The following is a 25930-nucleotide window of genomic DNA, read 5'->3' as shown; positions in this document are numbered from 1 at the left end:
TTCGACGGCGCCGGCCGTCGTGGCCAGGCCCAAGCCCAGCGTCCCGGCCGCGACGGCCGCGGCCAATGTCGTGTAGCGCATGCGTATACCCCTGATCGACGAAGAAAAATGGATTGCGAGTTTAACTTGCAACGGAATCAATGAGATAGCGCTTGGCCGAGGATCAGCAGACGGGACAGGGAAAGCCGCCCCGCTGTCCGCCGCCTCCTGTTCCGGCCTCATTCCGCCGGCAACTGCATTTCCTTCAGCAGATGCGGCGCCGGATACACCTTGGCCAGCAGCCAGCGCAGGTAGCGCATGTCGACGTGGATCGCGCGCTTGTAGCGCGGGTCGTACATCCAACTGGCGCTGACCGCCTCCCAGTTGCTGTCGAAGTTCAAGCCGATCAGGCGGCCGCGGGCGTCCAGCACCGGCGAACCGGAGTTGCCGCCGGTGGTGTCCAGGTTGGTCAGGAAGTCGACGGTCTGGGTCTTGAGCTGCGGATCGGCGGTGCTGCCGAAATCGCCCTTGGCGATGGCCTCGCGCAGCGACTGCGGCGCGTCGAAGGGCTTGCTGCCGGTGTGTTTCTCGAGGATGCCCTGGACCGTGGTCAGGGCCTGGTAGCGCACGCCGTCGCGCGGGTCCATCGTGCTGACCGCACCGTAGCTGACCCGCAGGGTCGAGTTCGCGTCCGGGTACACCGCGCGGCCTTGGGAGTGCCGGTACGCGATCAAGGCGCGCATGTAGGCCGGGCGCAGGCGCAGCAGTTCGCCTTCGCGCACCTTGCCCTCTTCCTCGATGCGCAGGAAGGCCGGCATCAGCGCCGCCGCCGCGCGCAGCAGCGAATCGTCCGAAGACTGCAGCGCCTTGGCGTCGCTCTTCATCGCCTCCAGGCGCGCGGCTTCTTCGCCGAAACCGGTGTGCGCGTACAGCGCATCGATGCTGCGCTTGAGCGCGGCCTCGTCCTCGCCTTCGAACACGCGGTCGATTTCGGCCACGCGCAGAGTCTTCGGCAGCGCCTTGTACTGCAGCAGCAGATGACGCAGCAGCTCCTTCTCCACCGCCGGCCAGTAGCGGCGCTGCACCTGCTTGAGGCGCCCGGCGATCAAGGTCTCGTCGCGCTGTTGATAGCCCGATTCGCGCTCGGCGTCGGGCTTGGCCCGTTCCAGCGCCAGGCGTTGCACGGTCAACGCGGCGCCGAGCAGTTGCGCCTGGCTGCGGATCGCGGTCAACAACTGGTCGCGCTCGCGCGTGGCCGCGCCGGCGTCGAGGACCTTCTGGGTCGAGTCGATATCGGCCCGGGTCGCGCGCGCGCCGGCCTGTTTGTCCAGCCACGCCAGCATCGCCGCCTCGTCCTCGCGCCGCACCCGCACCGCGTCGCTGCGGCGCAGGCCGTCGAGCTCGCCCTGGGCGCGCTTGAGGGTGTTCTTGAAGCCGGCGACCTGGGCGGCGTAGCGCACCTTGGCCTCGGGGTCGTTGCCGGCGGCGGCCTCGATGGTCTTGATCATGCCCGCGTACAGATCCACTCGCGACGGCAGCTGCCACTCGATCTGCTGGACGAACTCGGACGCCATGCGGTGGCGGAAGGTCACGCCCGGATAGCCGGCGAGCATGGCGTAGTCGCCCTCGCGCACCGGCTCGGTGGCGACCTGCAGATGCCCCGGCGGCGCGTAGGGCACGTTGTCGGGCGAGTAGTCGGCGGGCTGGCCGTCCTTGCCGACGTAGGCGCGCAGCAAGGTGAAGTCGCCGCTGTGGCGCGGCCAGACGAAGTTGTCGACCTCGTCGCCGTAGTTGCCGATGCTGTCCGGCGGCGCGTACACCAGGCGCACATCGCGCAGCTCGAGCTGGCGGATCAGATAGAAGTCGGTGCCGTAGTACATGTTGGCGACGCTGCAGCGATAGCCCGCTTCGCGCTCGCACTCGGCGACCAGCGCCTTGCTGGCCGCGTCGACCGCGTCGTAGTAGGCGCGGCCGCGTTTGCCGCGCGCGTCCTTGAGCACGCGCTCGGTGACCTTGTCGAAGCCGGTGGTGACCAGCACCCGGAAGTCGGGGTTGGCCGGCAGCTCGGCGGCGCGGTCGGCGGCGACGAAGCCGTCGTGGATCAGGTCGCGCTCGGGCTTGGAGTTGTACTGGATCACGCCGAACGCAACGTGGTGGTTGGTCAGCACCAGGCCGTCGGCGGAGACGAAGGCACCCGTGGCGCCGCCGACCTTGACCACCGCGTTCATCGGCGCGCGGGTCAACTCGGCCAAATCGGCGGGATCGCCCTGGAAGCCGGCGGCGCGCAGCTGGCGCGCGATCTCGGGCAATTGCGAAGGCATCCACATGCCTTCATCGGCCTGGGCGGCGGTCGCGCACAGGGCCAGGGACAGGGCTAACACACGGGGGCGCATGGTCGTTCCGGGACATTACGAAGCCGCGACGATAGGCCAAGCCGGCCGACCCCGGCAAACCCGGGCCCGGCCCGCCCCGGGGCGGCGGCGTATAATTCGCGCTTCTTTCCCGCGCGGCGGCGCCGCGGCTCTCAGGTAACGACCCCATGACGCAAACGATGAAGGCACTGGTCAAGCGCGAAGCCGGCAAGGGCATCTGGATGGAAGAGGTGCCGGTACCGGTGCCGGGTCCGAACGAGGTGCTGATCAAGCTGGAGAAAACCGCGATCTGCGGCACCGACCTGCACATCTACCTGTGGGACGACTGGAGCCAGCGCACGATCAAGCCCGGCCTGGTGATCGGCCACGAGTTCGTCGGCCGCATCGTCGACCTCGGCCCCGGCGTCACCGGCTACCGCCCGGGCCAGCGCGTCTCGGCCGAAGGCCACATCGTCTGCGGCCATTGCCGCAACTGCCGCGCCGGCCGCCAGCACCTGTGCCCGAACACCACCGGCATCGGCGTCAACCGCAACGGCGCCTTCGCCGAATACATCGTCATGCCGGCCAGCAACCTGTGGCCGATCCCGGACCAGATCCCGAGCGAACTGGCCGCGTTCTTCGACCCCTACGGCAACGCCGCGCATTGCGCGCTGGAGTTCGACGTGGTCGGCGAGGACGTGCTCATCACCGGCGCCGGCCCGATCGGCATCATCGCCGCCGGCATCTGCAAGCACATCGGCGCGCGCAACGTGGTGGTCACCGACGTCAACGACTTCCGCCTCAAACTGGCCGCCGACATGGGCGCGACCCGCGTGGTCAACGTCGCCAACCAGTCGCTCAAGGACGTGATGGCCGACCTGCACATGGAAGGCTTCGACGTCGGCCTGGAGATGAGCGGCAACCCGCGCGCCTTCAACGACATGCTCGACTGCATGTACCACGGCGGCAAGATCGCCATGCTCGGCATCATGCCCAAGGGCGCCGGCGCCGACTGGGACAAGATCATCTTCAAGGGCCTGACCCTGCACGGCATCTACGGCCGCAAGATGTACGAGACCTGGTACAAGATGACCCAGCTGGTGCTGTCCGGCTTCCCGCTCGGCAAGGTGCTGACCCACCAGCTGCCGATCGACGAATTCCAGAAGGGCTTCGACCTGATGGAAGCGGGCAAGGCGGGCAAGGTCGTGCTTAGCTGGAATTGACGAGAGCCGGGATTCGGGAATGGGGATTCGTCGACGCGATCCCTCCCCAACCGCTTCCTCGCCGCTGCGCCGTTTCGCTTTGCCAATCCCCGAATCCCAACTCCCCAATCCCATGCCCTCCCTGACCCAACACTACGCCGACACCCTCGACGAGATCCGCGCCGCCGGGCTGTTCAAGTCCGAACGCATCATCACCAGCCCGCAGTCGGCGCAGATCGCGCTGGAGGACGGGCGCACGGTGCTGAATTTCTGCGCCAACAACTATCTCGGCCTGGCCGATCATCCGGACATCATCCAGGCGGCCAAGGACGCGCTGGACACGCACGGCTTCGGCATGGCCTCGGTGCGCTTCATTTGCGGCACCCAGGACCTGCACAAGCGGCTCGAGAAGACCATCGCCGACTTCTTCGGCACCGAGGATACGATCCTCTACGCCGCCTGCTTCGACGCCAACGGCGGCTTGTTCGAGCCGCTGCTGGGCGAGAACGACGCGATCATCTCCGACGCGCTCAACCACGCCTCGATCATCGACGGCGTGCGCCTGTGCAAGGCCAAGCGCTTCCGCTACGCCAACTGCGACATGGCCGACCTGGAGAAGCAGTTGCAGGCCGCCGACGCGGCCGGCTGCAAGACCAAGCTGATCACCAGCGACGGCGTGTTCTCGATGGACGGCTTCATCGCCCCGCTGGACGAGATCACCGCGTTGGCGAAGAAGTACAACGCCCTGGTCCATATCGACGAGTGCCACGCCACCGGCTTCCTCGGCGCCCACGGCCGCGGCTCGGCCGAGGTCAAGGGGGTGATGGACAAGATCGACATCTTCACCGGCACCCTCGGCAAGGCCATGGGCGGCGCGCTCGGCGGCTTCACCACCGCCAAGAAGGAAGTGGTCGAACTGCTGCGCCAGCGTTCGCGTCCCTACCTGTTCTCCAACTCGCTGCCGCCGCACGTGGTCGCCGCCGGCATCAAGGCCTTCGAGATGCTGTCGGCCGCCGGCGAACTGCGCGAACGGTTGGCGCAGAACACCGCCTACTTCCGCGAGCGCATGACCGCTGCCGGCTTCGACGTCAAGCCCGGCGTGCACCCGATCAGCCCGGTGATGCTGTACGACGCGCCGCTGGCGCAGAAGTTCGCCGCACGCCTGCTCGAGGAAGGCATCTACGCGATCGGCTTCTTCTACCCGGTGGTGCCGCAGGGCCAGGCGCGCATCCGCACCCAGATGTCGGCGGCGCATACCCGCGAACACCTGGATCGGGCGATCGACGCCTTCGTCAAGATCGGCCGCGAGCTCGGCGTGATCCAGGGCTGAGCCACCGGTGACGGCGGACACCGACCGCTTCCGCGACGGCGCCGGCACTCCCGGCGCCGTTCGCGTTTGTTGAGCCCGTGCGCGCTGCTCTGCGCCGCCGCTTGCTGCAAGCCGTGCGCACCGACGCGCTGGCGAGCTTCGCCCCTGCCGACGGCGTGTGGCGCACGCGCTGCCTGCACTGCCGGCGCGCGCTCGCCCTGCGCGAAGACGGCACAGCGATCGGCTCGGCCTCGCTCGAACACGTGGTGCCCAGCGCCTGGTTCGGCCGTCGCGCCGCGGCGGCGCTGACCGCACAGGTCGGCGAAGACGCCGACGACCCGCGCAACCTCGCCCTCGCCTGCGCGCCCTGCAATCACGGCAAGGGCGCCAGCCACGACGCGCGCGGCCCCGGCGATGCGCGGGCGCGGGACGTGGTCGCGGCGCTGCTCGATGCGCGCCTGGCGCGCTGGCGGGAGCCCCTAGGCGACGGGATGGGAGACTAGGGATTCAGGGGCAGAGGCCGGGACGCGTCGTTCGGTGTGGTGCCCGACGCGTTGTCGCGCATCGCGATGGAAGCTCAGGCCGAGCTCCGATGGCGCATCCATCCAATGAAATGGTGCGGGTGCGCCGCTGAGGTGGGGCATGCGGACGCAGTAACCGGGCCCCGCTCGCGGAAGGCCTGGTGTCCGTGCCGCCAACCGGATCTTCTCGACGCTCTGCCTGATCGGCCGACGGCGAAAACCCTCCCGCCAGTCCATTACCGCGGCCCAGCCAGCCAAACAGACGAGCAGCCTGACCCACACCCCCTTCCCGCCTACGTGAGCGGGTATCGAAGGACTCGGCTTGGTTCTCATGCATGCCCCCTTCGCTCGCCCCCTTCGGGGCCTTCCGCGCACGGCACAGCATCCTCTCGCCGGCAGGGTTGAGGACCGGCTTCGGGATAGCAACCCGTCGCCCGATAAAAGTGCTTGAGCAATCGGGCGCGCAATCGAGCGCCTGTAGCGCAACCGCGAGTTCCCTTCCCGTTTCGGCAGGACGGGACGTCGCGGGGCTTTCTGGTTCGGCCGGGTTCCAAGGCCGCCGTAGCCGACCCGGCAAACCGGGATAAATGGCGAATAAATGCCTCCCGCGGTCTGCGGCGAGCGGTTTCTACATTCGCAACGTAACCACCGCCGAGGGGCGACCTCCGAATGCTCACAAAGGCTGTCGCCCCAGGGCGACGAAATGCGCCAATTCGCGCCCGTTTGACCGCGCAGGATCTGCAAGCGCACGAACTGCTTGGGTCTCCTCCTTTTTATCAATGGCCCGAACTTCCGGTGCCGGGTGCGGCGCCGGGCGGGACCCGCTTCGCCCGCTCGGCCGGTGGTACCGAGTCGACGGCCGGACGCCCCTCGCCGCGGCGAGCGCTGTCGCGAATTCGTCTGGACAGCTAGAGAGGCCGCTTCGATGAGAACCATGCATACAGCCCTGGCCGGCGCGACGGCAGCGCGGCCTTACCGGAGCCGCAGCGTCGCCCGGCACCCGATCGGGCGAATTACGATCTTGGCCGCGGCGTTGCTGACAATGCCGGTCGCACACGCGCAGTCGACCTGGCGGGCGCTGGTCGACGAAACATTCGGAACGGGGGCGCCGAACGTCAGTACTAGTCCGACGGTCGAACTCAACCCCGGCACCACCGACTATGCGCCCAACACGAACACCACCGTTTACAACGGCACGGGCGGGGTGGCGGACGGGCAATACTCGGTCACCAAGAACCCGACCTACAGCGACGACTTCGGCTTCGGGTACAGCAATCAATGGCAGCACGGCGGGGACCACACCACCGGCACCGGCTACATGGCGTTGTTCAACGCCAATCCGGCTCGCCTGGGTGAGGCCAACGGCACCTACTACCTGTACAGCACTGCGGTGGCCGACATCCCCGGCGCAAGCTACCGTTTGAACTATTGGGCCGCCAATATCCTGCGCTCGTACGCGGGCGGCGGTTATTTCGATGCGTACATCGGCATGACCGTGCGCGACGGGGCCAACGGCACGGGCATCCTGTACGGCAGCGACCCCAACGGCGCAACGGCCTTGCCGCGCGCTTCCAATGCCGGGGGCCCTGCTTTTGGGATCACCCCGCCGCCGGATGATTCGGTGCCTGCGGTTCAGAACGTGATCCCTTGGATCAATCGTTCCCTGCAGTTCCAATTGCCGGTCAATTACGCCGGCTCGGCCCTGTATTTCAATTTCTACAATTCCGCGCCTGCTTTCGTCACCACCTCCGGCAACGACTTGGTGGTCGACGACATCCTGATCGAAATGGCCACCGCTACGATCAGCGGCCGAATCTATCTGGACAACAACCAGAACGGCCTCTACGACGCCGGCGACGGCCTGTTCAGCGCAACGCTGCCATACGTGGCAGCGATCGGAAACAACGGCAAAGTCATCGATTTCGTTCAGATAGCCGCTGACGGCACCTACGCGCTCAACTTGGCTGCGTGGTCCACGGCCGACATCGGGCAAAAGCTCGTCCTGCTCAATTCAGCGCCCGCCCCAGGCCAGACGATCAACACAGCCTCCTGGCCCAGCGGCTATACCGTGATCAGCGAGACGCCCAATGCCACCTACGGCTCCACCGGCGTGCAGCCGCGCGACGGCATCCTCAATGTGCTGCGCTCCGACGATCCCAGCGGCATCCATCCCAATTTCAATATCGGCCTGATCCAGTACGCGACGTTGCGCGTCGTGAAGTCGGTGCCGACGGGTCAGGGCACGGCCTTCGATTTCACCCAGTCGGGAGTACCGGCAACGGCGACCGGCTCGCCGAACGCGGCCACAGCAACCAACTTCCAACTCAATCCCTCGGTAGCATCAGGATCTTCACTGACCGCGACCCAGACCTACAGCAACATTGTTCCTGCAGGGACCATCGCTCTCAACGAGTTGAATAGCGCCGACATCAATCAGTACGACCTAGTCAACATCGTCTGCGCAGATGCTGCGGGCGCGCCGGTAGGCAGCCTGTTCTCGACCAATGTCGACAACGCCGCCCCGAGCGGCTCGCCGAACGGCACGGCGACGGTGACTCTGGTGCCCGGCGCTGACGTGACTTGCACGTTCAACAACGTGCGCAACCCGCGCATCGTGATCGTGAAGAATACGGTGGGGGGCGACGGGACGTTCAACTTTACCCAGACCTCGTCGCTGGCGGGTACGACGATCAACCCGGCCGGCCCGCAGGTGCTGACCACGGCAACGGGCTCGGCGGCGACCAACACCAGCGTGAGCGGGCTGACAGGGGCCGACACCACGACGGTAACGATCACCGAGATGCCGACCGAGGGGTTCGCGCTGACCGCTTTGAGCTGTACGGACCTGGGCAGCGTGGGCACGCAGCCGACGATCGCCACCGATCCGGCGACGGGAGTGGCGACGCTCAGCAACGTGGGCACCGGCGATCAGGTGCAGTGCACGTACACCAATACCAAGCAGGGCACGATCACCATCGTCAAGGACGCGGTGCCGAACGATGCGCAGGATTTCGCCTTCACTACGACCGGCACGGGCCTGAGCGGCTTCAGCCTGGACGACGATGCCGACGCTACGCTGTCCAATACCAGGACCTTCACCGGTCTGGCCGCAGGCAGTTACACGGTGACGGAAGTGGCGGCCGCGGCCGGCTCGGGCTGGAACCTGACCGGCTTGAGTTGCAGCGATCCCAGCGGGGGAACCACGACCAGCGGGGCGACGGCGACGATCGGCTTGGCTACCGGCGAAACGGTCACTTGCACGTACACCAATACGCGCAGCCTGTCGGACCTGTCGATCAGCAAGACCAATACGCCGGGCTCGGGGCCTAACGACCAGGCCGGCGATACGCTGACCCGGGGCGCAACCACGACCTACACCATCCTCGTCACCAACAACGGCCCGGACGCGGTGACCGGCGCGATCCTGACCGACCCGCCCGGCAGCCGCATCGGCCTGACCTGCACCGCGCCTCCGACCTGCAGCGGCACGGCCTGCCCGGCCGGGTTGACCCTGGCGCAATTGGGAAGCGGCGTAGCGTTGGGCACCTTGGCTAACGGTGCGAGCGTGACGGTAACGCTCACCTGCGTGGTGAATTAGGACAAGGCGGCGTAGTTCGTACGGCTCACTCATCCTAGCGGTCGGCCATCACCCTATTTCTCCGAGCGGGTGCACTATCAGGACGGGGCGGCCACAGCGGCCGCCCCGTCGGGCCGGGCACGCTCAAGCGTCGCGCATCGCCTGTTCCAATTGCTGCATGGTCATGTTGAACATCAGCAGATCCATATCCAGCTTGACCCGATGTTCCATCGAGGTCGGCAGCTGAGACAGGATCGCCAGGTCCATCTCGATGTACTGGCTTTGCAGCTTGGCCATCTGGCCCTTGGAGACCGCCAACTCCATCGCCGTGCGGTTGCTGTACAGGCCGCGGTTGAGCGAATCCAGATTCTGCTGCTGCAGTTTGGCCAGTTGGACGCTGAGCATGGTCGCGTCCATATGCGCGCGCGTGTAATAGAGCCGCGCCTGGGCGACGTTGCCGTTCTGCACGTGGATCTTGGCGATCTGCAGATCCATGTCCAGGATCTGCCGGTCGTAACGCACCGCCTGCAGGATCTGGTTGGCGATCGCCGGGTCGGCGATGGCGCCGGCGCTGAAGCTCAACAATGCGGCGATCAGCAGAGCGCGCAGGCGCTGGGTCCAGGCGTGGGGCTTGCGCGCGGGCGTGAGGGTTTGCTGCGACATCGTAGGTCTCTCCTTGGCATGACGAGTCGGCGCGCCGCGGGCCGGGGGGCCGCAAGGCGCGATGGGAACCACGTTAGGGTTTGCGATGCTCCGATCGGGCCGGCCTCCTGCGGGCATGGCCCGGGCCGGCGGCGCACCTCCTTGTCGCGCGATGGCCGCGCGCGGAGCGCAGCGGCGTTTCCGGCGCCCACCATAAGCCGCAGACGGCGCCCGCGACCGTTACTGCGGTCGGATTTCCGCTGCCGCCGGGGTGCGCCGCGGCACGCTCAGCGCAGCCGCTGCAGGTCCTGCGGGTCCAGTCGCCGCCATTGCCCCTTGGCCAGATCGCCGAGCGCCAGCGCGCCGATCGCGACCCGCACCAGCCGCAGCACCTCCAGGTCGAACGCGGCCAGCAGGCGTCGGATCTGCCGGTTGCGGCCCTCGTCGAGCACGATCTCCAACCAGGCGTTGCGCTCGCCGGCGCGCAGCAGGGTCGCCGACTTGGCGCGCAACAGCTCGCCGTCTTCGGCGACGCCGGCATGCAAGGCCGCGAGCAGGGCTGCGTCGGGAATCGCGTCGACCTGTACGTGGTAGGTCTTGTCCGGGCCACGCTCGGGGTCGGTGATCGCGGCCGCCCATTGCGGGTCGTTGCTGAACAGCAGCAGGCCCTCGCTGGCCTTGTCCAGCCGCCCGACCGGCGCCAGCCAAGGCAACGGCGAGCCGTCGAGCTGAGCGCCGTCGAAGCAACGGTAGACCGTGTCGCGGCCGCGCTCGTCCTGGGCGGTGGTCACCAGGCCGCGCGGCTTGTTGAGCATCAGATAGAGGCGTTGCGCGGCTTCGATCGCCTGACCGTCGACGGCGATGCGCTGACGTCCCTGCACGATCGGAAACTCCGGATCGCGCACCACCCGGCCGTCGACCGCGACGCGCCCGGCGGCGATCCATTTCGCCGCCTCGCTGCGCGAGCATAGGCCCTGCTTGGACAGCACGCGGGCCAGACCATGGCGGGGCGGAGGCGGACTCAAGGCGACGACTCGGTACTCGGCTGCGAAACGACGGCGACCGCCGCGCGCGGCGCCAAAAACGAAACGGCCGCAGGCAATGCCCGCGGCCGCATCGCTTGCGCCGCTGGCGCGGCTTACTTCTTCTTGCCCTTCTCGGCCGCGGCCGGCGCGGCTTCGGCGACCGGCGCCGGTGCGGGCGCGGCCGGCGCAGCCGCCGTGCCGTTGCCCTTGGCCACGCGCACGCCCTTGGCCTTCATCCAGGCGCTGAACTCGTCGGCGGTCATGCGCTTGCCGCCCTGGCTCATGTTGAAGCGCCACGGCGTGTTGTCGAATTCGGTCTTGGGCTTGTAGGCGGCCGGGTCGTTGGCCGAGGGCATGCCGGTCGAAGCCGGCGCGGCCTTGGCCACGTTGCAGCCTTCCAGGCGGATGCGCAGCAGCACCTGGTCGACCGACAGGGCTTCGTCCAGCGCCTGCGACAGCACGCCGCTCGGCGCGCCGAGCTGGTGCGCGGGCGCGACCAGTTCCGGCGCGATCGGCGCGATCAGGGTCGGCTCGACCGGCTGCGCGCGCGCGGCGGTGAGCGCCGCGCAATTGGCGGTCTGCGCCTGCGCCGCGGCGGCGAACAGGAACAACGACGTGGCGGCAAGGACTCGGCGCATGTGGATCTCCCGGGTTCGGCGCGAACGCATCGCCGCACCGTTGAACGATGCGCCAGTGTAGGCGCGGCGAACGCGCCGGACAACCCGCGAAATCAGGCGGTTATCGAGGTTTTTTCGCGCGATGCTCAATTCAGCTTGGTCAGCTTCGGCGCGGCCGGCGCCGAGCGGAAAAAAACGAAGCCCGGCGCGAGGCCGGGCTTCGTGGGTGCTGCCGCGCGCAGGCCGGAGCCTGCGCCGTTCCAGACGATTAGTTCTGGACGTTCAGCTCGGTACGACGGTTGACCTCGCTCTTGCAGGCCGGGAAGGTCTGCGGGGTCGATTCCAGCGGACGGCTCTCGCCGTAGCCGACCGGACCCTGCAGGCGACCGGCGTCGACGCCGTTGCTGGTCAGGTAGTCGTAAGCGGCCTTGGCGCGACGCTCCGACAGCTTCTGGTTGTAGTCGTCCTTACCGCACAGGTCGGTGTGGCCGGCCACTTCCACCTTCAGGTCGGGGTAGCGCTTCAGGATCTCGACGGCCTCGTTGAGGATCGCCACCGCGTCCGGACGCAGGGTCGACTTGTCGAAGTCGAAGTTCACGCCCTTCAGGTCGATGGTGACCGGCACCGGGCAGCCGTCCGGACCGATGGTCTGGCCAGCCTGCGAACCCGGGCACTTGTCGTCGCAGTTGTTCACGCCGTCGCCGTCGTCGTCCTTGTCGGCGCAGCCCGGCTCCACGACCGGAGCCGGAGCCACCGCAGCCACCGGCTCCGGACCCAGCGGGACGATGATGCCGACCGAAGCCAGCACGTCGCCGAACCAGTCTTCCTGCGGAGCAGCGACGCTGCTGTCGTCGAAGTCGGCGCGGTAGGCCAGCTCGGTGCGGATGCCGACGCGGCCCAGGTCGCCCTGAACGCCCACGCCGACCTTGGCGGCGAAGTTGCCGTCCTTACGCTCGGCCGGCGACAGCGGCGAGTTGACCACGTATTCCTCTTCCGAGCGCTGGTAGCCCAGGCCCATCAGCAGGTACGGGTTCCAGTTGCGGCCTTCGGTGACGAAATGGCGGCGCAGGTCGAGCGAGATGCCGTACTGGCTCCAGTTCAGATCCTGGTTGGCGTCGAACTTCGGGTTCTGGTAGTTCAGCTCGCCGTCGAGCGACCAGTTCGGGCTCAGGAACTTGCCCAGGCCGATCGCGCCGAACGGAGCGTTGCGGGTGCCGCGGTCGTTGTCCTGGACGTTCATGCCGGCCGAGCCGGTGAGGTACCAGCGGTCATCGAAATCCTGCGCGCTGGCCACCTGCGAAAAAGCCAAGCCCGCCAGCAGTGCGGTGCTCAACATACGGATCTTCATCTCTAACTCCTTCAGATCGATCGGAACGGGGGGTGATCGGGACTGTTTGATCGGGACAGTCTTATGCGGCGCTGCTCCTGTGACAGAGACACGGTCAGCTCCCGGCAGGGCCGGCGCCGCGGTCACTGGCGGGGGGATCATACACCGTCAAGGTGTTTGTTAATACCACTTAACGTCGGCCTGGACGGCGCCAAACCTGCGTCAATTAACGCGCCGGCGGGATGATCTCCCATTTGCGGACGTTTCGGCCGACGAACGGTCACGTTGCCCGAAGATTTTGCGTAAACCGTCGTATTTTTCGATTTACATGCGCCGTACCCCGCAGGCGCGATGTCCGCAGGCCACCCCGCCGGGGTTGCTGCGCTGCGGCGCGAATATCGATTCGGCCCGCGAAAAAACGAAGCCCGGCGCGAGGCCGGGCTTCGTGGGTGCTGCCGTGCGCAGGCCGGAGCCTGCGCCGTTCCAGACGATTAGTTCTGGACGTTCAGCTCGGTACGACGGTTGACCTCGCTCTTGCAGGCCGGGAAGGTCTGCGGGGTCGATTCCAGCGGACGGCTCTCGCCGTAGCCGACCGGACCCTGCAGGCGACCGGCGTCGACGCCGTTGCTGGTCAGGTAGTCGTAAGCGGCCTTGGCGCGACGCTCCGACAGCTTCTGGTTGTAGTCGTCCTTACCGCACAGGTCGGTGTGGCCGGCCACTTCCACCTTCAGGTCGGGGTAGCGCTTCAGGATCTCGACGGCCTCGTTGAGGATCGCCACCGCGTCCGGACGCAGGGTCGACTTGTCGAAGTCGAAGTTCACGCCCTTCAGGTCGATGGTGACCGGCACCGGGCAGCCGTCCGGACCGATGGTCTGGCCAGCCTGCGAACCCGGGCACTTGTCGTCGCAGTTGTTCACGCCGTCGCCGTCGTCGTCCTTGTCGGCGCAGCCCGGCTCCACGACCGGAGCCGGAGCCACCGCAGCCACCGGCTCCGGACCCAGCGGGACGATGATGCCGACCGAAGCCAGCACGTCGCCGAACCAGTCTTCCGACTTGCCGTTGCGATCGACGCCGTTGACGCTGTTGTCGTCGAAGTCGGCGCGGTAGGCCAGCTCGGTGCGGATGCCGACGCGGCCCAGGTCGCCCTGGACGCCGACGCCGACCTTGGCGGCCACGTTGCCTTCCTTACGCTCGGCCGGCAGCAGGTTCACGGCCGACAGATACTCTTCTTCCGAGCGCTGGTAGCCCAGGCCCATCAGCAGGTACGGGTTCCAGTTGCGGCCTTCGGTGACGAAGTGGCGGCGCAGGTCGAAGGAGATGCCGTACTGGCTCCAGTTGGCGTCCTGGTTGGCGTCGAACTTCGGGTTCTGATAGTTCAGCTCGCCGTCCAGCGACCAGTTCTGGTTGAGGAACTTACCCAGGCCGATCGCGCCGAACGGAGCGTTGCGGGTGCCGCGGTCGTTGTCCTGGACGTTCATGCCGGCCGAACCGGTCAGGTACCAGCGGTCGTCGAAGTCCTGCGCGCTGGCGACCTGGGCGAGGCTCAGGCCACCCAGCAGGGCGGCGCAGAGGAGTTTCTTATTCATCTTGTAGCTCCTGAGTCAAAAAAATTCGGAAAACCGCGTCTGCGAGGTTTCTACCGTTCAGGACGGTCGCCTGGATGACGCCATCCCGCGCAGGTTAGGTTTGCCAACGTGAAAGCGGTGTTAACAACCGTCTAACATATCGACGCGCAGCGTCACCGAATCCGCTGCGAGTCGTGATTCGTTCAGTTTCGATGTGCGCAAAGCAGGGCCCGGCTTTGCGCATTCGAATGAGTCGCCGCGGCGAGGCTTTACTTGGCGGCGGCGAACAGGCCGAGGAACTCGGTGATCGGCAGCGCTTCCAGTTCGTCCGGCTTGGCCGCCAGGGCCAGCAGGCGCTCGGCCTGGGCGGCCGGCAGCTTGGCCCGGATCGCGGCTTCGAACTTGGCCATCAGCACCGGGATGCCTTCGGCGCGGCGCTTGCGGTGGCCGATCGGGTAGTCGATCGAGACCTTGTCGGTCGAGCTGCCGTCCTTGAAGAACACCTGCACCGAGTTGCCGATATAGCGCTTGTCCGGGTCGAAGTAGTCCTTGGTGAACTGCTCGTTCTCCTTGACCACCATCTTGTCGCGCAGGGCGTCGATGCGCGGGTCGGCGGCGACCGCGTCGACGTAGTCGTCGGCGGTCAGGCGGCCGAAGATCAGCGGCACGGCGACCATGTACTGCAGGCAATGGTCGCGGTCGGCGTAGTTGGCCAGCGGGCCGGTCTTGTCGATGATGCGCACGCCGGCTTCCTGGGTCTCCAGTTCGACGCGCTCGATCTGGTCGAGCTTGTCCTTGACCTGATCGTGCAGCTTCATCGCGCACTCGACCGCGGTCTGGGCGTGGAACTCGGCCGGGAAGGAGATCTTGAACAGCACGTTCTCCATCACGTAGCTGCCGAACGGGCGTTCGAACTCGAACGACTTGCCCTTGAAAGCGATGTCGTAAAAGCCCCAGGTCTTGACCGACAGCGCGCTCGGGTAGCCGACCACGCCCTTGTTGGCGTTCAGCGCGTGGGTCACGGCGCGGCGGCAGGCGTCGCCGGCGGCCCAGCTCTTGCGCGGGCCGGTGTTCGGCGCGTGGCGGTAGGTGCGCAGCACGCCGTTGTCGATCCAGGAGTGCGAGACCGCGGTGACGATCTCGTCCTTGCCGCCGCCCAGCATCTGGGTGGCGACCGCGGTCGAGGCCAGGCGGACCAGGATCACGTGGTCGAGGCCGACCCGGTTGAACGAGTTCTTCAGCGCGTAGCCGCCCTGGATTTCGTGCGCCTTGATCGCGTAGCCGAGCACGTCGCGCACGGTCATCGCCTGGCCGCCTTCGGCCTCGGCCTTGCGGCCCAGGTAGTCGGCGACGCCGAGGATGGCGCCGAGGTTGTCGGAGGGATGGCCCCATTCGGCGGCCAGCCAGGTGTCGTTGAAGTCGAGCCAGCGGATTTGCACGCCGATGTTGTAGGCGGCTTGGACCGGGTCGAGCTCGTAGGAGGTGAACGGCACGCGCGCGCCGCCCTTCATCTCGCCGCCCGGCACCAGCGGGCCGAGGTGCTTGAGGCATTCCTTGTGGTCCATCGCCAGCGCCGCGCAGGCCAGCGAGTCCAGCAGCATGTAGCGCGCGGTATCAAAGGCCTCCTTCGAATCGATCTTGTAGTCGGCGACGTAGTCGGCGATGTCGACCATCGGCTTGTCGGGATCGGGGCGGACGGTCGAACGGATGTCGAAGTGGCTCATGTGCAAGAGGCCTGCGGGTGAGTGAGCCGGCTATTTTGCCAGACGGCGGGGAGCCGGCGGCACGGGCCGGCCGGAAGGCGCGGGCGCAGGCAGGAACGGCAAGCCGCGGCCGGGCACCGCCGGTCAACAATCGCTTCGCAGCGACCGCATTGCGAACAGGGGCGGAACGATCAGGCGCGCCAGCCCGACTTGGAAATCGCCCGGCGCGGGATCACCCTGGGCGCATGGACATCCCCACCCGCCTGCCGACCCTGTTCCTCTCGCACGGCTCGCCGATGCTCGCCTTGGAGGATTCGCCCGCCGGGCGTTTCCTGGACGGACTCGGCCAGCAGCTGCCCTGGCCGCGCGCGATCGTGATCGCGTCCGCTCACTTCATGACCGACCGGCCGATGGTCGGCGGCCACGATCGGCCGCATACCGTGCACGACTTCGGCGGGTTCCCCGAGCCGCTGTACCGGATCCAGTACCCGGCGCCGGGCCTGCCGCGGCTGGCCGAGGAGATCCGCGACCGCCTCGCCGACGCCGGCCTGGAACCGCGGCTGCGCGACAACCATGGTCTCGACCACGGCGTGTGGGTGCCGCTGCGGCGGATGTACCCGCAGGCCGATATCCCGGTGGTGCCGCTGTCGGTGATGCCGCACGGCGATGCGCGGCGCCACTACGCGGTCGGCCAAGCGTTGTCGTCGCTGCGCGACGAAGGCGTGTTGGTGATCGGCTCCGGCGGCTTCGTGCACAACCTCGGCGATCTGGACTGGGGCGACCGCGATGCGCCGATGCCGTCCTGGGCGGCCGAGTTCGCCGACTGGATGCACCGGCGCCTGATCGCGCACGACCTGCCCGCCCTGCTCGACTGGCAGGCCCGGGCTCCGCACGCACATCGCGCCCACCCCACGGTCGAACACCTGATGCCGCTGTTCGTCGCCCTCGGCGCCGCCGGCGAAGCGCCGACCGCGCGCGGCCTGCACCGCTCGCACGAAATGGGCTCGCTGGCCCTGGATGCGTTCGCGTTCGATTGAGCGCCTAGCGGCAGGATAGGAGCGGCGTCCTGCGGGAATTTCCTCTGACCGCGCCGCGACCGCGACAGTCCGTCGACGACGTGGCGATTCGAAGGCCACGGAACGCGGCTTCGATCCATTCCGGCGGCGGTGGTTTTCCTGCGCGTCGTGTGGTCGCGGCTTACGCCGCTCCTACAAGGGATCGCCGTGAGGTCGGCGCATGGTGGTCGCGGTTTGTGCCGCTTCTACCCTAATTGCGACGCAGCGCTTGCCGTTGCCGTTGCCGTTGCCGTTGCCGTTGCCGTTGCCGTAAAGAGCCTGGCGCCGCAGCGATCTCGCGAGAACGCCCTGAAGCCCCGAAGGGCGGCCCGCAGAGAGACGGGCCGTGCGCAGCCAGGCCAGGGAGAGCCTGTGCGGAGCAGCCCGGCGAAAACCTCGTCCCATAGTGGCTTTTGATCCGAAACGGTCATGGCGTTTTCTTTGGTTACTTTTGACCGAAGGAAATCCAGTAGGACTTTGTCGCCTTGGACAAAGAAAGTGACCCGGCCGCGTGCGGATGGAAGCTTGGCTTGAAGCTTTGGAGCTTTGGAGCTTCACGGCCTTCGAACGACAGACGCCGCGAGATCGCAAGAGCGCGGTCGCGGCTTACGCCGCTCCTACAGGGGGCCCAGGACAAAGGCGCGGCGAGAATGACCGATGGCGGTCGCGGCTTGCGCCGCTCCTACTCGGCGACGGTTGCGGGCTTCGATCGATGACGTCGGCGTTGGGCTCTCTGCACGTCCCGGGGTCGCGGCTTGCGCCGCTCCTACCCTCGCGGCGGTTTCGGGCTTCGCTCGACGACATCGGCGCTGGATTCTCTGCGGATACCGGGGTCGCGGCCTATGACCGCAGGACATCCCCTACCGCTTACGCAAAGGCGTGCGGCGCTAGCCGCCGCGCTCCCACGGCGGCACATCGCCGAAGGACTCGGCGACGAAGTCGATGAAGGCGCGCACGCGCAACGGCACGAAGCGCCGCTGCGGCATCACCGCGCTGATCGCCGTGTCCGGCAGCCGGTAATCCGGCAGCACCTGCACCAGGCGCCCGCTGCGCAGGTCTTCGTGCACGTGCCAGACCGAGAAGTGGGCGATGCCCAGGCCGGCGATCGCGGCGTCGCGCAGCACTTCGCCGAAGTTGCTTTCGATCCGGCCGTTGACCCGCACCGTGCTCGCCGCGCCGTCGCGGTCGAGCAGGCGCCAGTCCTCCATCCGCCCCTGCCCGCCGACCAGCACCAGGCATTCGTGCGCGATCAGATCCTCCGGCGTGCGCGGCGCGCCGTGCCGGCGCAGGTACTCGGGCGAGGCCGCCAGCACGCGGCGATTGTCGGCCAGCTTGCGCGCGACCAGGCTGGAATCGTCGAGCGCACCGATGCGGATCGCCAGGTCCATGCCGGAGGCGATCAGGTCCAGGTTCTGGTCGGTCAGGTTCGCGCTCAGCCGCACCGCCGGGTAGCGGCGCTGGAACTCGGGCAGCAACGGCGAAAGGTACAGGCGCCCGAACGCGGCCGAGGTGGTGACCCTCAGCAATCCCGCCGGTTCGCTGCCGGCGCGGCGCAGGTCGGCGGTCAGCGCCTCCAGCTCTTCGATCAGTCCCCGGCCGCGCTCGGCCAGGGCCAGGCCTTCGGCGGTGGCATGCAATTGACGGGTGGTCCGGTGCAGCAGGCGTACGCCGAGTTCGCGTTCCAGCCGCTTCAGGCGCTGGCTGGCGACCGCGACCGACAGGTCCAGGCTGCGCGCGGCGGCGCTGATCGAACCCAGGTCGAGCACGCGCAGGAACAGGTGCAGGTCGGCGATACGGTCCATGCCACGTTCAATTATTCGTTGATAGTGATTCGTCATCCTGGCGGTTTTTCCACAATATGCAAGCGCCCAGACTGCCGCCTCGCCCTCCTGGATGCGCCGTCATGCATGCCTCCCCTGCTCCCTCCTCCGCCGCCCCGGCCGCCGCCGGCGGGCGCTTGCCGCTGGCCTTGTACGCCCTGACCGTCGGCGCGTTCGGCATCGGCACCACCGAATTCGTGATCATGGGCCTGCTGTTGCAGGTCGCCGCCGACCTGCAGGTCGGCCTGGCCGCGGCCGGGCTGCTGATCTCCGGCTATGCCCTGGGCGTGTTCGTCGGCGCGCCGGTGCTGACCGTCGCCACCGGGCGCATGCCGCGCAAGGCGGTGCTGGTCGCGTTGATGCTGATCTTCACCCTCGGCAACATCGTCTGCGCGATCGCGCCGAACTACACCGTGCTGATGATCGCCCGGGTCATCACCTCGCTCGCCCACGGCACCTTCTTCGGCGTCGGCGCGGTGGTCGCCACCGGCCTGGTGCCGGCCGACAAGAAGGCCTCCGCGATCTCGATCATGTTCACCGGCCTGACCGTGGCCACCCTGCTCGGCGTGCCCGCCGGCGCCTGGCTCGGCCTGCAGTTCGGCTGGCGCTCGACCTTCTGGGCGGTGGCCGCGATCGGCGTGATCGCCACGGTGGTGATCGCCACCCTGGTGCCGAAGGACCGCAGCAAGCCCGAGCCGGTGGCGCTGCGCCGCGAAGTGAAGGCGGTGCTGCATCCGCAGGTGCTGCTCGGGCTGCTGATGACCGTGCTCGGCTTCGCCGGCGTGTTCACCGTCTACACCTTCATCCAGCCGATCCTGACCCGCATCAGCGGCTTCGGCGAGGCCGCGGTGTCGCCGATCCTGCTGGTGTTCGGCGGCGGCATGATCCTCGGCAACCTGATCGGCGGCCGTTTCGCCGACAAGCGCCTGGCGCCGGCGTTGATCGGCACCCTGCTCGCGCTGGCCGCGGTGCTCGGCGTCATGACCTTCGCCCTGCACCATGCCGTCGCCGCGGTGGCCTTCGTCGGCCTGCTCGGCGTGGCCGCGTTCGCGACCGTGCCGCCGCTGCAGCTGTGGGTGCTGCAGAAGACCGACCCGGCCGGGCAGAACCTGGCTTCCAGCCTCAACATCGGCGCGTTCAACCTCGGCAATGCGCTCGGCGCCTGGCTCGGCGGCGCGGTGATCGAGCACGGTCCCGGCCTCGGCGCGGTGACCTGGGTCGCGGCGCTGGTGACCTTGTCCGGCCTGGCGCTGGCGGTGTGGGCGGCGCGCCTGGATGCGCGACCGCGCGAACGCGGCATCCCAGCGCCGCAAGCGGCCGTCGCCGATTGCGCCGCCTGAGCCGCCGCGCTCACGCCGCGACGGCCTCGAAACCCGGCTGCTGCGGCAGGCGCTCGCTCAGGAATTCCAGCAAGGCCCGCGTCCGCGCCGGCAGGTAGCGGCGGGCCGGATACAGCAGATACAGCTCATGCGCCGACGCCCGCCATTGCGGCAGGATCCACTGCAACGCTCCGTCGTCGACCAGGTCCTGCACCAGCCAGGCCGGCGCCAGGCCGATGCCGCTGCCGATCAGGAAGCTTTCGCGGATGCCGAGCGAGTTGTTGATACGGTAGCGTCCGTCGCCGCGCAGCACCGCGGTCTCGCCGCCGGGGCCGTGCAAGGTGTAGGTGTCGCCGGCCCAGGCGAAGCGCAGGTAATCGTGCGCGGCGGTGTCCTGCGGATGAAGGATCGGCGCATGCCGGGCCAGATAGTCGCGCGAGGCGACCAGCCCGCGCGGCGAGGACGCGATGCGGCGCGCGACCGCGTTCGGCGGCAGGTTGGCGCCGATGCGCAGGGCCAGGTCCATGCCTTCTTCGACCAGATCGACGTAGCGGTCGTTGAGGATCAGTTCGATCTCGACCTGCGGATGCAGGGCCAGGAACGCCTGCACCAGGCGATTGAGCCGCAGCACGCCGATGCTGACCGGCGCGGCCACGCGCAGCAGGCCGGCCGGCGTCTGGCTGAGGCCGCGCGCGTCGGCCACCGCTTCGCCGTATTCCTCCAGCACCCGCCGCGCGCGTTCGTAGAAGCGCCGGCCCTGTTCGGTCGGCGCCAGGTGGGTGGTGCTCCGCTGCAGCAGGCGCACGCCGAGTTCCTGCTCCAGTGCGGCGACGGTCTTGCTGATCGTCGGCTGGGTGGTGCCGAGCTCGCGTGCGACCGCCGACAGGCTGCCGAGTTCGACCGCGCGCACGAAGGTGTGCAAGCCGCGAAGCGTGTCCATGAGCGATCCCGATCCGGTAGCGGCGACATCATTCCGATATGGAATGAGCCCTATGCGATCTTGCCCGCTACTGGCCAAGATCGGAAGAACCTAACGTGAGTCGCGTCGACTTCCCGACGTCCTCTGCGAGTTTCCTCATGAACGCCAAGTCCCTGCTCCAACCGCTCGCCGCCGCCGCGCTCGCCCTCGGCCTGGCCGCGCCCGCCGCGGTCGCCGCCCCGCAGTGGGTCGGCACTTGGAGCGCCAGCCCGCAAGCCACCTGGGGCGCCGGCTTCGCCCTGCCCAACGGCGCGCCGGAGCGCCTGCACGACCAGACCGTGCGCCAGGTGGCGCGGGTCAGCGTCGGCGGCGGCCGGGTCCGCATCGCCCTGTCCAACGCCTACGGCGATGCGCCGGTGACCATCGGCGCGGCGCGCATCGCCCGCAGCGCCGGCGGCTCGCGCATCCAAGCCGGCAGCGACCGCGCGCTGACCTTCGGCGGCCGGCGCGCAGTGACCCTGCTGCCGGGCGCGCCGGTGCTCAGCGATCCGGTCGAACTGGAGGTCGCCGCGCTCGGCGAGGTCGCGGTCAGCCTGTACCTGCCGCAGGACACCGCGCTGCGCACCTTCCATTGGGAAGGCCGGCAGGACGCGTTCCTCGTCGGCGGCGACCGCACCGCCGATGCGCGCCTGGACGGCGGGCAAGTGCTGCAGACCCGGCCGTTCCTCAGCGGCGTCTACGTGGAAGCCGCGCAGCCGGTACGGCGCGTGGTCGCGTTCGGCGATTCGATCACCGACGGCGCCGCCTCGACCCCGAACCGCTACCGGCGCTGGCCGGACGCGCTCGCCCAGCGCCTGGCCCCGCGCGGCGTCGCCGTGCTCAACGCCGGCATCTCCGGCGCGCGCGTGCTCAGCGACGGCATGGGCGTCAGCGCCCTGGCCCGGTTCGAGCGCGACGTGCTCAGCCAACGCCCCGACAGCGTGGTGCTGTTGATGGGCATCAACGACATCGCCTGGCCCGGCAGCACCTTCGAACCGACGCGCGCGGCGGTGGATGCGCAGCGCCTGATCGACGGCTACCGCCAGCTGATCGCCCAGGCCCGGCTGCATGGGGTGCGCATCGTCGGCGCCACCCTGACGCCGTTCGAAGACGCCCTGCCCGGTTCGCCGATCCACGACTACTACAGCCCGGCCAAGGAGCGGGTGCGGCAGACGGTCAACGCCTGGATCCGCGACAGCGGCGAGTTCGACGCGGTGGTCGACTTCGATGCCGTCGTCCGCGACCCGCAGCGCCCGACCCGGTTCCTGCCGGCCTACGATTCCGGCGACCGCCTGCACCCCGGCGACGCGGGTTATCGCGCCATGGCCGCGGCGGTCGACGACACGCTGCTGTTCGGCCGGCGCTGAACCGCCGACGCGGTACGGCGGCGAGCCGGCGCTTGATCCACAATCCGGCGTCGATGCCGTCGATGCCGGTTCTCCTCCCCTGCCCACGGAGTCCGCAATGAAAGCCGTAGCCATCCTTCGCCACCTGCCGATCGACGATCCGCAGTCGCTGCTCGAATTCGACCTGCCCACGCCGGTCGCCGCCGGCCACGATCTGCTGGTGCGGGTCGAGGCGGTCTCGGTCAATCCGGTCGACACCAAGGTGCGCCGCTCCAAGCCGGCGACCGAGGTGCTGGCCGAACCGCGCGTGCTCGGCTACGACGCCGCCGGCACGGTCGCGGCGGTCGGCGACGCGGTGACCCGGTTCAAAGTCGGCGACCGGGTCTATTACGCCGGCGATATCGGCCGCCCCGGCAGCAATAGCGAACTGCAACTGGTCGACGAACGCATCGTCGGCCGCGCGCCGACGTCGCTGAGCGCGGCCGAGGCGGCAGCCTTGCCGCTGACCGCGATCACCGCCTGGGAGCTGTTGTTCCAGCGCATGCCCTACGACAGCGAGCACGGCGGCCGCGGCCGCCGCCTGCTGATCCTCGGCGGCGCCGGCGGCGTCGGCACGATCGCGATCCAGCTCGCCAAGCGCGCCGGTTTCGAGGTCGTCGCCACCGCCTCGCGTGCGTCCAGCGCCGAATGGTGCCGGCGCTTCGGCGCCGATCACGTGGTCGATCATGCGCAACCGCTGGCGCCGCAGCTGCAGGCCCTGGGCTTTGCGCAGATCGACGCGGCGCTCAACCTGGCCGACACCGATCGCTACTGGACCGAACTGGGCCAACTGCTGGCGCCGCAGGGCCACGTCGGCCTGATCGTTGAGCCCACCGGTCCGCTGCACATCGGCGATCCGTACAAGGCCAAGTGCATCGGCATCCACTGGGAAATGATGTTCGCCCGGCCGCGCTTCGGCACCGCCGACCTGATCGAACAGGGGCGCCTGCTCGACCGCGTCGCCGACCTGGTCGACGCCGGCGAACTGCGCGGCACGCACGGCGAAACCCTCGGCACGATCAACGCGCAGAACCTGCGCGAAGCGCACCGGCGGCTGGAATCGGGCAGCACCATCGGCAAGCTCGTGCTGGCCGGCTGGTAAACGGCTGCGCCGCAAAAAAAAGGGGCCGGGCGAACCGGCCCCTGCCTGGGCGAGATTTACGCGGCCTTGGGCAAACCGCGCGCGACTTCGTAGCCGTCGAACACCACCGACGCCGACGCACGCCCCTGAGTCAACGAACGCAGCGCCGTCGTATAGCCCGACAGCTGCGCCAGCGGCGCGCGCGCGGCGACATCGCTGCGCCCGCCCTTATCCTCGATGGACAGGACGCGGCCGGAACGCCGCTGCAAGTCGCCGACCACGTCGCCGACGTTGGCCGCGGGGGTGTCCACCACCAGCGCCATCACCGGCTCGAGCACGGTCGTGCCGGCTTGCGCCAGCGCGGCCTTCAGGGCCTCGGCGGCGGCGCGCTGGAACGCCAGCTCCGAGGAATCCACCGCGTGGGTCTCGCCGTCGGTCAGCGCGACGGTCAAACCCACTACCGGGAAACCTTGCGGTCCCTCGGCCAACGCCGCGCGCAAGCCTTTCTCGGTCGCGCCGACGAAGTTGCGTGGGATCACGCCGCCCACGCTGCGGTCGACGAACTCGAACTGCCCGTCCTCGCGCGGCGTCACGTCGATGACCACGCGCGCGAACTGGCCGCTACCGCCGGTTTGCTTGGACAACTTGCCCTCCACGCCGCGCACCGCGCGGCTCGGCGTTTCCTGATAGGCCACGCGCGGCGAACCGGTGCGCACCTCGACGTTCCACAACTCGCGCAAGCGGTCGACCATCACTTCCAGGTGCAGCTCGCCCATGCCCCAGACCAAGGTCTCGCCCGTATCCGCGTCGGTGCCGACGCGGAACGACGGGTCCTGCTGAGCCAGGCTCGCCAGGCCTTGGCCTAGGCGGATCAGGTCGCTGGACTTGGCCGCGGTCAATCGCCACGACAACACCGCAGGCTGGGCCTGGATGCTGTCGAGCGCCAGACGCGCGCCGACGCCGCTGAGCGTCTCGCCGCTGACCGCGTCTTTCCAACCCGCGATCGCGACGATCTCGCCGGCGCGGGCCACGTCCACGTCCTGGCCGCGGTCGGCTTGCACGACTTGCAACCGCCCCACCCGCAGCGCCTTTTCGCGCCGCGATGCCCATACCGTGTCGCCGACCCGCAACGTGCCCGAGTACAGGCGCACGAAACTGAGCGCACCGTGCTCCTGGTGCACGATCTTGAACACCAGGCCGGCCAGCGGCCCCTCGGCGTCGGGCGCCAGTTCGACCTCGCCGCGTTCGCTTTGCGCAAGCACGGCCGGCCGGTCCAGCGGCGACGGCAGGTAGTCGACGATCGCGTCGAGCAGCGCTTCCACGCCCTTGTTCTTGAACGCGGAACCCGCCAGCACCGGGGTCCCGGCGCCGGCCAGGGTGGCCCGGCGCAGCGCCGACTTGAGCAGTTCGGCGTCGACCGCGCGGCCTTCCAGGAAGGCCAGCGCGAGCGCGTCGTCGTGATCGGCGACGGCTTCGACCAGACGCTGGCGCGCCGGTTCGAACGCTTGCGCCTCCTGCTCGGTCCATTCCCGGCGAGACAGCGCGCCCTGTTCGTCCCACGACAGGCTCGCGCGCGCCACGTAGTCGATCCAGCCGCGCAGTTCGGATTCTTCGCCGACGGTTTCGCCCAGCGCCCACGGCACCGCGTCGAGCTTGTCGCGCATCTGCCCCAGCGTGCGCTCCAGCGACGCACCGACGCGGTCCATCTTGTTGACGAACGCGATCAGCGGCACGCCGTGGCGGCGCGCCTGACGCCACACGGTTTCCGATTGCGGCTGTACGCCGTCGACGCCGCTGAACACCGCGACCGCGCCGTCGAGCACGCGCAGCGAGCGTTCGACTTCGATCGCGAAGTCGATATGGCCTGGCGTGTCGATGACGGTCAGGCGATGCTCGGCGCCGTCGTGCGGCGTCCAGCGCGCCTGCACGGCGGCCGCGCCGATGGTGATGCCGCGACGGCGTTCGATCGGGTCGAAGTCGGTAGTGGCGGCGCCCTCGTGGACTTCGCCGGTGCGATGGATCGCGCCGGTCTTCCACAGCAGGCGTTCGGTGAGCGTGGTTTTGCCCGCGTCGACGTGGGCGATGATGCCCAGATTGCGCCAGCGGTCGACGGAGAGGCGGTTGAGCGGGGTGTTCATATGCGGACTCGCATTCGTGGCCAACAGGAGGGTCGCCGCACGCCCCGGTTGGCGACGGGACGCGCGGCTAGGCTTGGGTGTCTTCCGTGGTAGTCACGACACGTTCTCCTTGGCTTTACGGACGATGCGATGAGAAGAAAGCCGGCGCGCGCCGGCGGCGGGACGAAAAACAGGCAATAAAAAAGCACCCGGTCGGGTGCTTGTTTTCGTGCGGCTTCGGACGACGCCGGTCAGTTCGACCGCGAAGCGAAGATCGCAGGAGGCAGGCGCACCCGGCCCGCGCTCGCGCGCAGGGCGTTCAGCGATATCAGGAGCGGGAAGCGCTGCATGATGGGACGGCCTGAAGAAAGGGATGG

Annotated in this window: 18 protein-coding genes; 8 read left to right on the top strand and 10 right to left on the bottom strand. The window is 68.5% G+C overall.

Going from position 1 to position 25930, the window contains the following annotated elements:
- Positions 1-218 precede the first annotated feature (218 nt).
- Positions 219-2372 (bottom strand): S46 family peptidase, encoded by a 2154-nt coding sequence (locus V2J18_RS06050; RefSeq protein WP_336131312.1) that lies wholly within the window; start codon positions 2370-2372, stop codon positions 219-221.
- 146 nt (positions 2373-2518) lie between these two features.
- On the opposite strand from V2J18_RS06050, the gene tdh reads away from it, so the two are divergent.
- The 4 genes from tdh (at position 2519) to V2J18_RS06030 (ending at position 8960) form a co-directional block, all read left to right on the top strand.
- A complete protein-coding gene (gene tdh, locus V2J18_RS06045) occupies positions 2519-3553 on the top strand; it encodes an L-threonine 3-dehydrogenase (protein ID WP_186442487.1) in 1035 nt (344 codons plus the stop codon).
- 112 nt (positions 3554-3665) lie between these two features.
- Positions 3666-4862 (top strand): glycine C-acetyltransferase, encoded by a 1197-nt coding sequence (gene kbl, locus V2J18_RS06040; RefSeq protein ID WP_336131311.1) that lies wholly within the window; start codon positions 3666-3668, stop codon positions 4860-4862.
- A 77-nt stretch (positions 4863-4939) separates the two neighbouring features.
- Positions 4940-5344: a hypothetical protein gene (locus tag V2J18_RS06035; protein ID WP_064746169.1), complete on the top strand. Its 405-nt coding sequence runs from the start codon at positions 4940-4942 to the stop codon at positions 5342-5344.
- 952 nt (positions 5345-6296) lie between these two features.
- Positions 6297-8960, top strand: coding sequence for a prealbumin-like fold domain-containing protein (locus V2J18_RS06030; protein ID WP_336131310.1), 2664 nt, complete (start codon positions 6297-6299; stop codon positions 8958-8960).
- Between the two features lie 123 nt (positions 8961-9083).
- Here V2J18_RS06030 and V2J18_RS06025 read toward each other — a convergent pair whose 3' ends face one another.
- The 6 genes from V2J18_RS06025 to V2J18_RS06000 all read right to left on the bottom strand — a co-directional run bounded on the left by V2J18_RS06025 (position 9084) and on the right by V2J18_RS06000 (position 15839).
- The gene (locus tag V2J18_RS06025) at positions 9084-9602 is read right to left on the bottom strand and encodes a hypothetical protein (protein WP_336131309.1); all 519 of its coding nucleotides are present in this window, start codon (positions 9600-9602) and stop codon (positions 9084-9086) included.
- A 266-nt stretch (positions 9603-9868) separates the two neighbouring features.
- Positions 9869-10606: a pseudouridine synthase gene (locus V2J18_RS06020; protein WP_336131308.1), complete on the bottom strand. Its 738-nt coding sequence runs from the start codon at positions 10604-10606 to the stop codon at positions 9869-9871.
- 113 nt (positions 10607-10719) lie between these two features.
- Positions 10720-11244, bottom strand: a complete 525-nt coding sequence (locus tag V2J18_RS06015; protein ID WP_336131307.1) for a hypothetical protein — start codon at positions 11242-11244, stop codon at positions 10720-10722.
- A 247-nt stretch (positions 11245-11491) separates the two neighbouring features.
- On the bottom strand, positions 11492-12571 hold the full coding sequence (locus V2J18_RS06010) for an OmpA family protein (RefSeq protein WP_425605954.1): 1080 nt from the start codon (positions 12569-12571) through the stop codon (positions 11492-11494).
- A gap of 470 nt (positions 12572-13041) precedes the next feature.
- Complete coding sequence (locus V2J18_RS06005) at positions 13042-14136, bottom strand: OmpA family protein (protein WP_425605953.1); 1095 nt, start codon at positions 14134-14136, stop codon at positions 13042-13044.
- A 248-nt stretch (positions 14137-14384) separates the two neighbouring features.
- Positions 14385-15839 carry a bifunctional 2-methylcitrate dehydratase/aconitate hydratase gene (locus tag V2J18_RS06000; protein WP_336131306.1) on the bottom strand — a complete coding sequence of 485 codons (1455 nt, stop codon included), beginning with the start codon at positions 15837-15839 and terminating at the stop codon, positions 14385-14387.
- Between the two features lie 224 nt (positions 15840-16063).
- Here V2J18_RS06000 and V2J18_RS05995 point away from each other — a divergent pair, with 224 nt between their 5' ends.
- Positions 16064-16855 carry a DODA-type extradiol aromatic ring-opening family dioxygenase gene (locus V2J18_RS05995; protein ID WP_336131305.1) on the top strand — a complete coding sequence of 264 codons (792 nt, stop codon included), beginning with the start codon at positions 16064-16066 and terminating at the stop codon, positions 16853-16855.
- Positions 16856-17760: 905 nt separating this feature from the next.
- On the opposite strand, the gene V2J18_RS05990 is transcribed toward V2J18_RS05995, so the two are convergent.
- Positions 17761-18675, bottom strand: coding sequence for a LysR family transcriptional regulator (locus tag V2J18_RS05990; protein ID WP_064747948.1), 915 nt, complete (start codon positions 18673-18675; stop codon positions 17761-17763).
- Positions 18676-18776: 101 nt separating this feature from the next.
- Between V2J18_RS05990 and V2J18_RS05985 the strand changes: the two genes are divergently transcribed.
- Complete coding sequence (locus V2J18_RS05985) at positions 18777-20033, top strand: MFS transporter (RefSeq protein ID WP_186442578.1); 1257 nt, start codon at positions 18777-18779, stop codon at positions 20031-20033.
- A gap of 10 nt (positions 20034-20043) precedes the next feature.
- Here V2J18_RS05985 and V2J18_RS05980 read toward each other — a convergent pair whose 3' ends face one another.
- Positions 20044-20952 carry a LysR family transcriptional regulator gene (locus V2J18_RS05980; protein WP_064747947.1) on the bottom strand — a complete coding sequence of 303 codons (909 nt, stop codon included), beginning with the start codon at positions 20950-20952 and terminating at the stop codon, positions 20044-20046.
- Positions 20953-21089: 137 nt separating this feature from the next.
- Between V2J18_RS05980 and V2J18_RS05975 the strand changes: the two genes are divergently transcribed.
- Entirely contained in the window at positions 21090-22337 is a 1248-nt protein-coding gene (locus tag V2J18_RS05975; RefSeq protein WP_336131304.1) for an SGNH/GDSL hydrolase family protein, read from the top strand.
- Positions 22338-22434: 97 nt separating this feature from the next.
- Entirely contained in the window at positions 22435-23457 is a 1023-nt protein-coding gene (locus tag V2J18_RS05970; RefSeq protein ID WP_064747945.1) for a zinc-binding alcohol dehydrogenase family protein, read from the top strand.
- Between the two features lie 56 nt (positions 23458-23513).
- Here V2J18_RS05970 and fusA read toward each other — a convergent pair whose 3' ends face one another.
- Positions 23514-25574 (bottom strand): elongation factor G, encoded by a 2061-nt coding sequence (gene fusA / locus V2J18_RS05965; protein ID WP_336131303.1) that lies wholly within the window; start codon positions 25572-25574, stop codon positions 23514-23516.
- Between the last annotated feature and the right edge of the window lie 356 nt (positions 25575-25930).

The organism is Lysobacter firmicutimachus (genome assembly GCF_037027445.1).
Taxonomy (GTDB): Bacteria; Pseudomonadota; Gammaproteobacteria; order Xanthomonadales; family Xanthomonadaceae; genus Lysobacter; species Lysobacter firmicutimachus.
The sequence above is the reverse complement of the archived record's forward strand: the minus strand, read 5'-3'. Positions and strand labels throughout refer to the sequence as shown.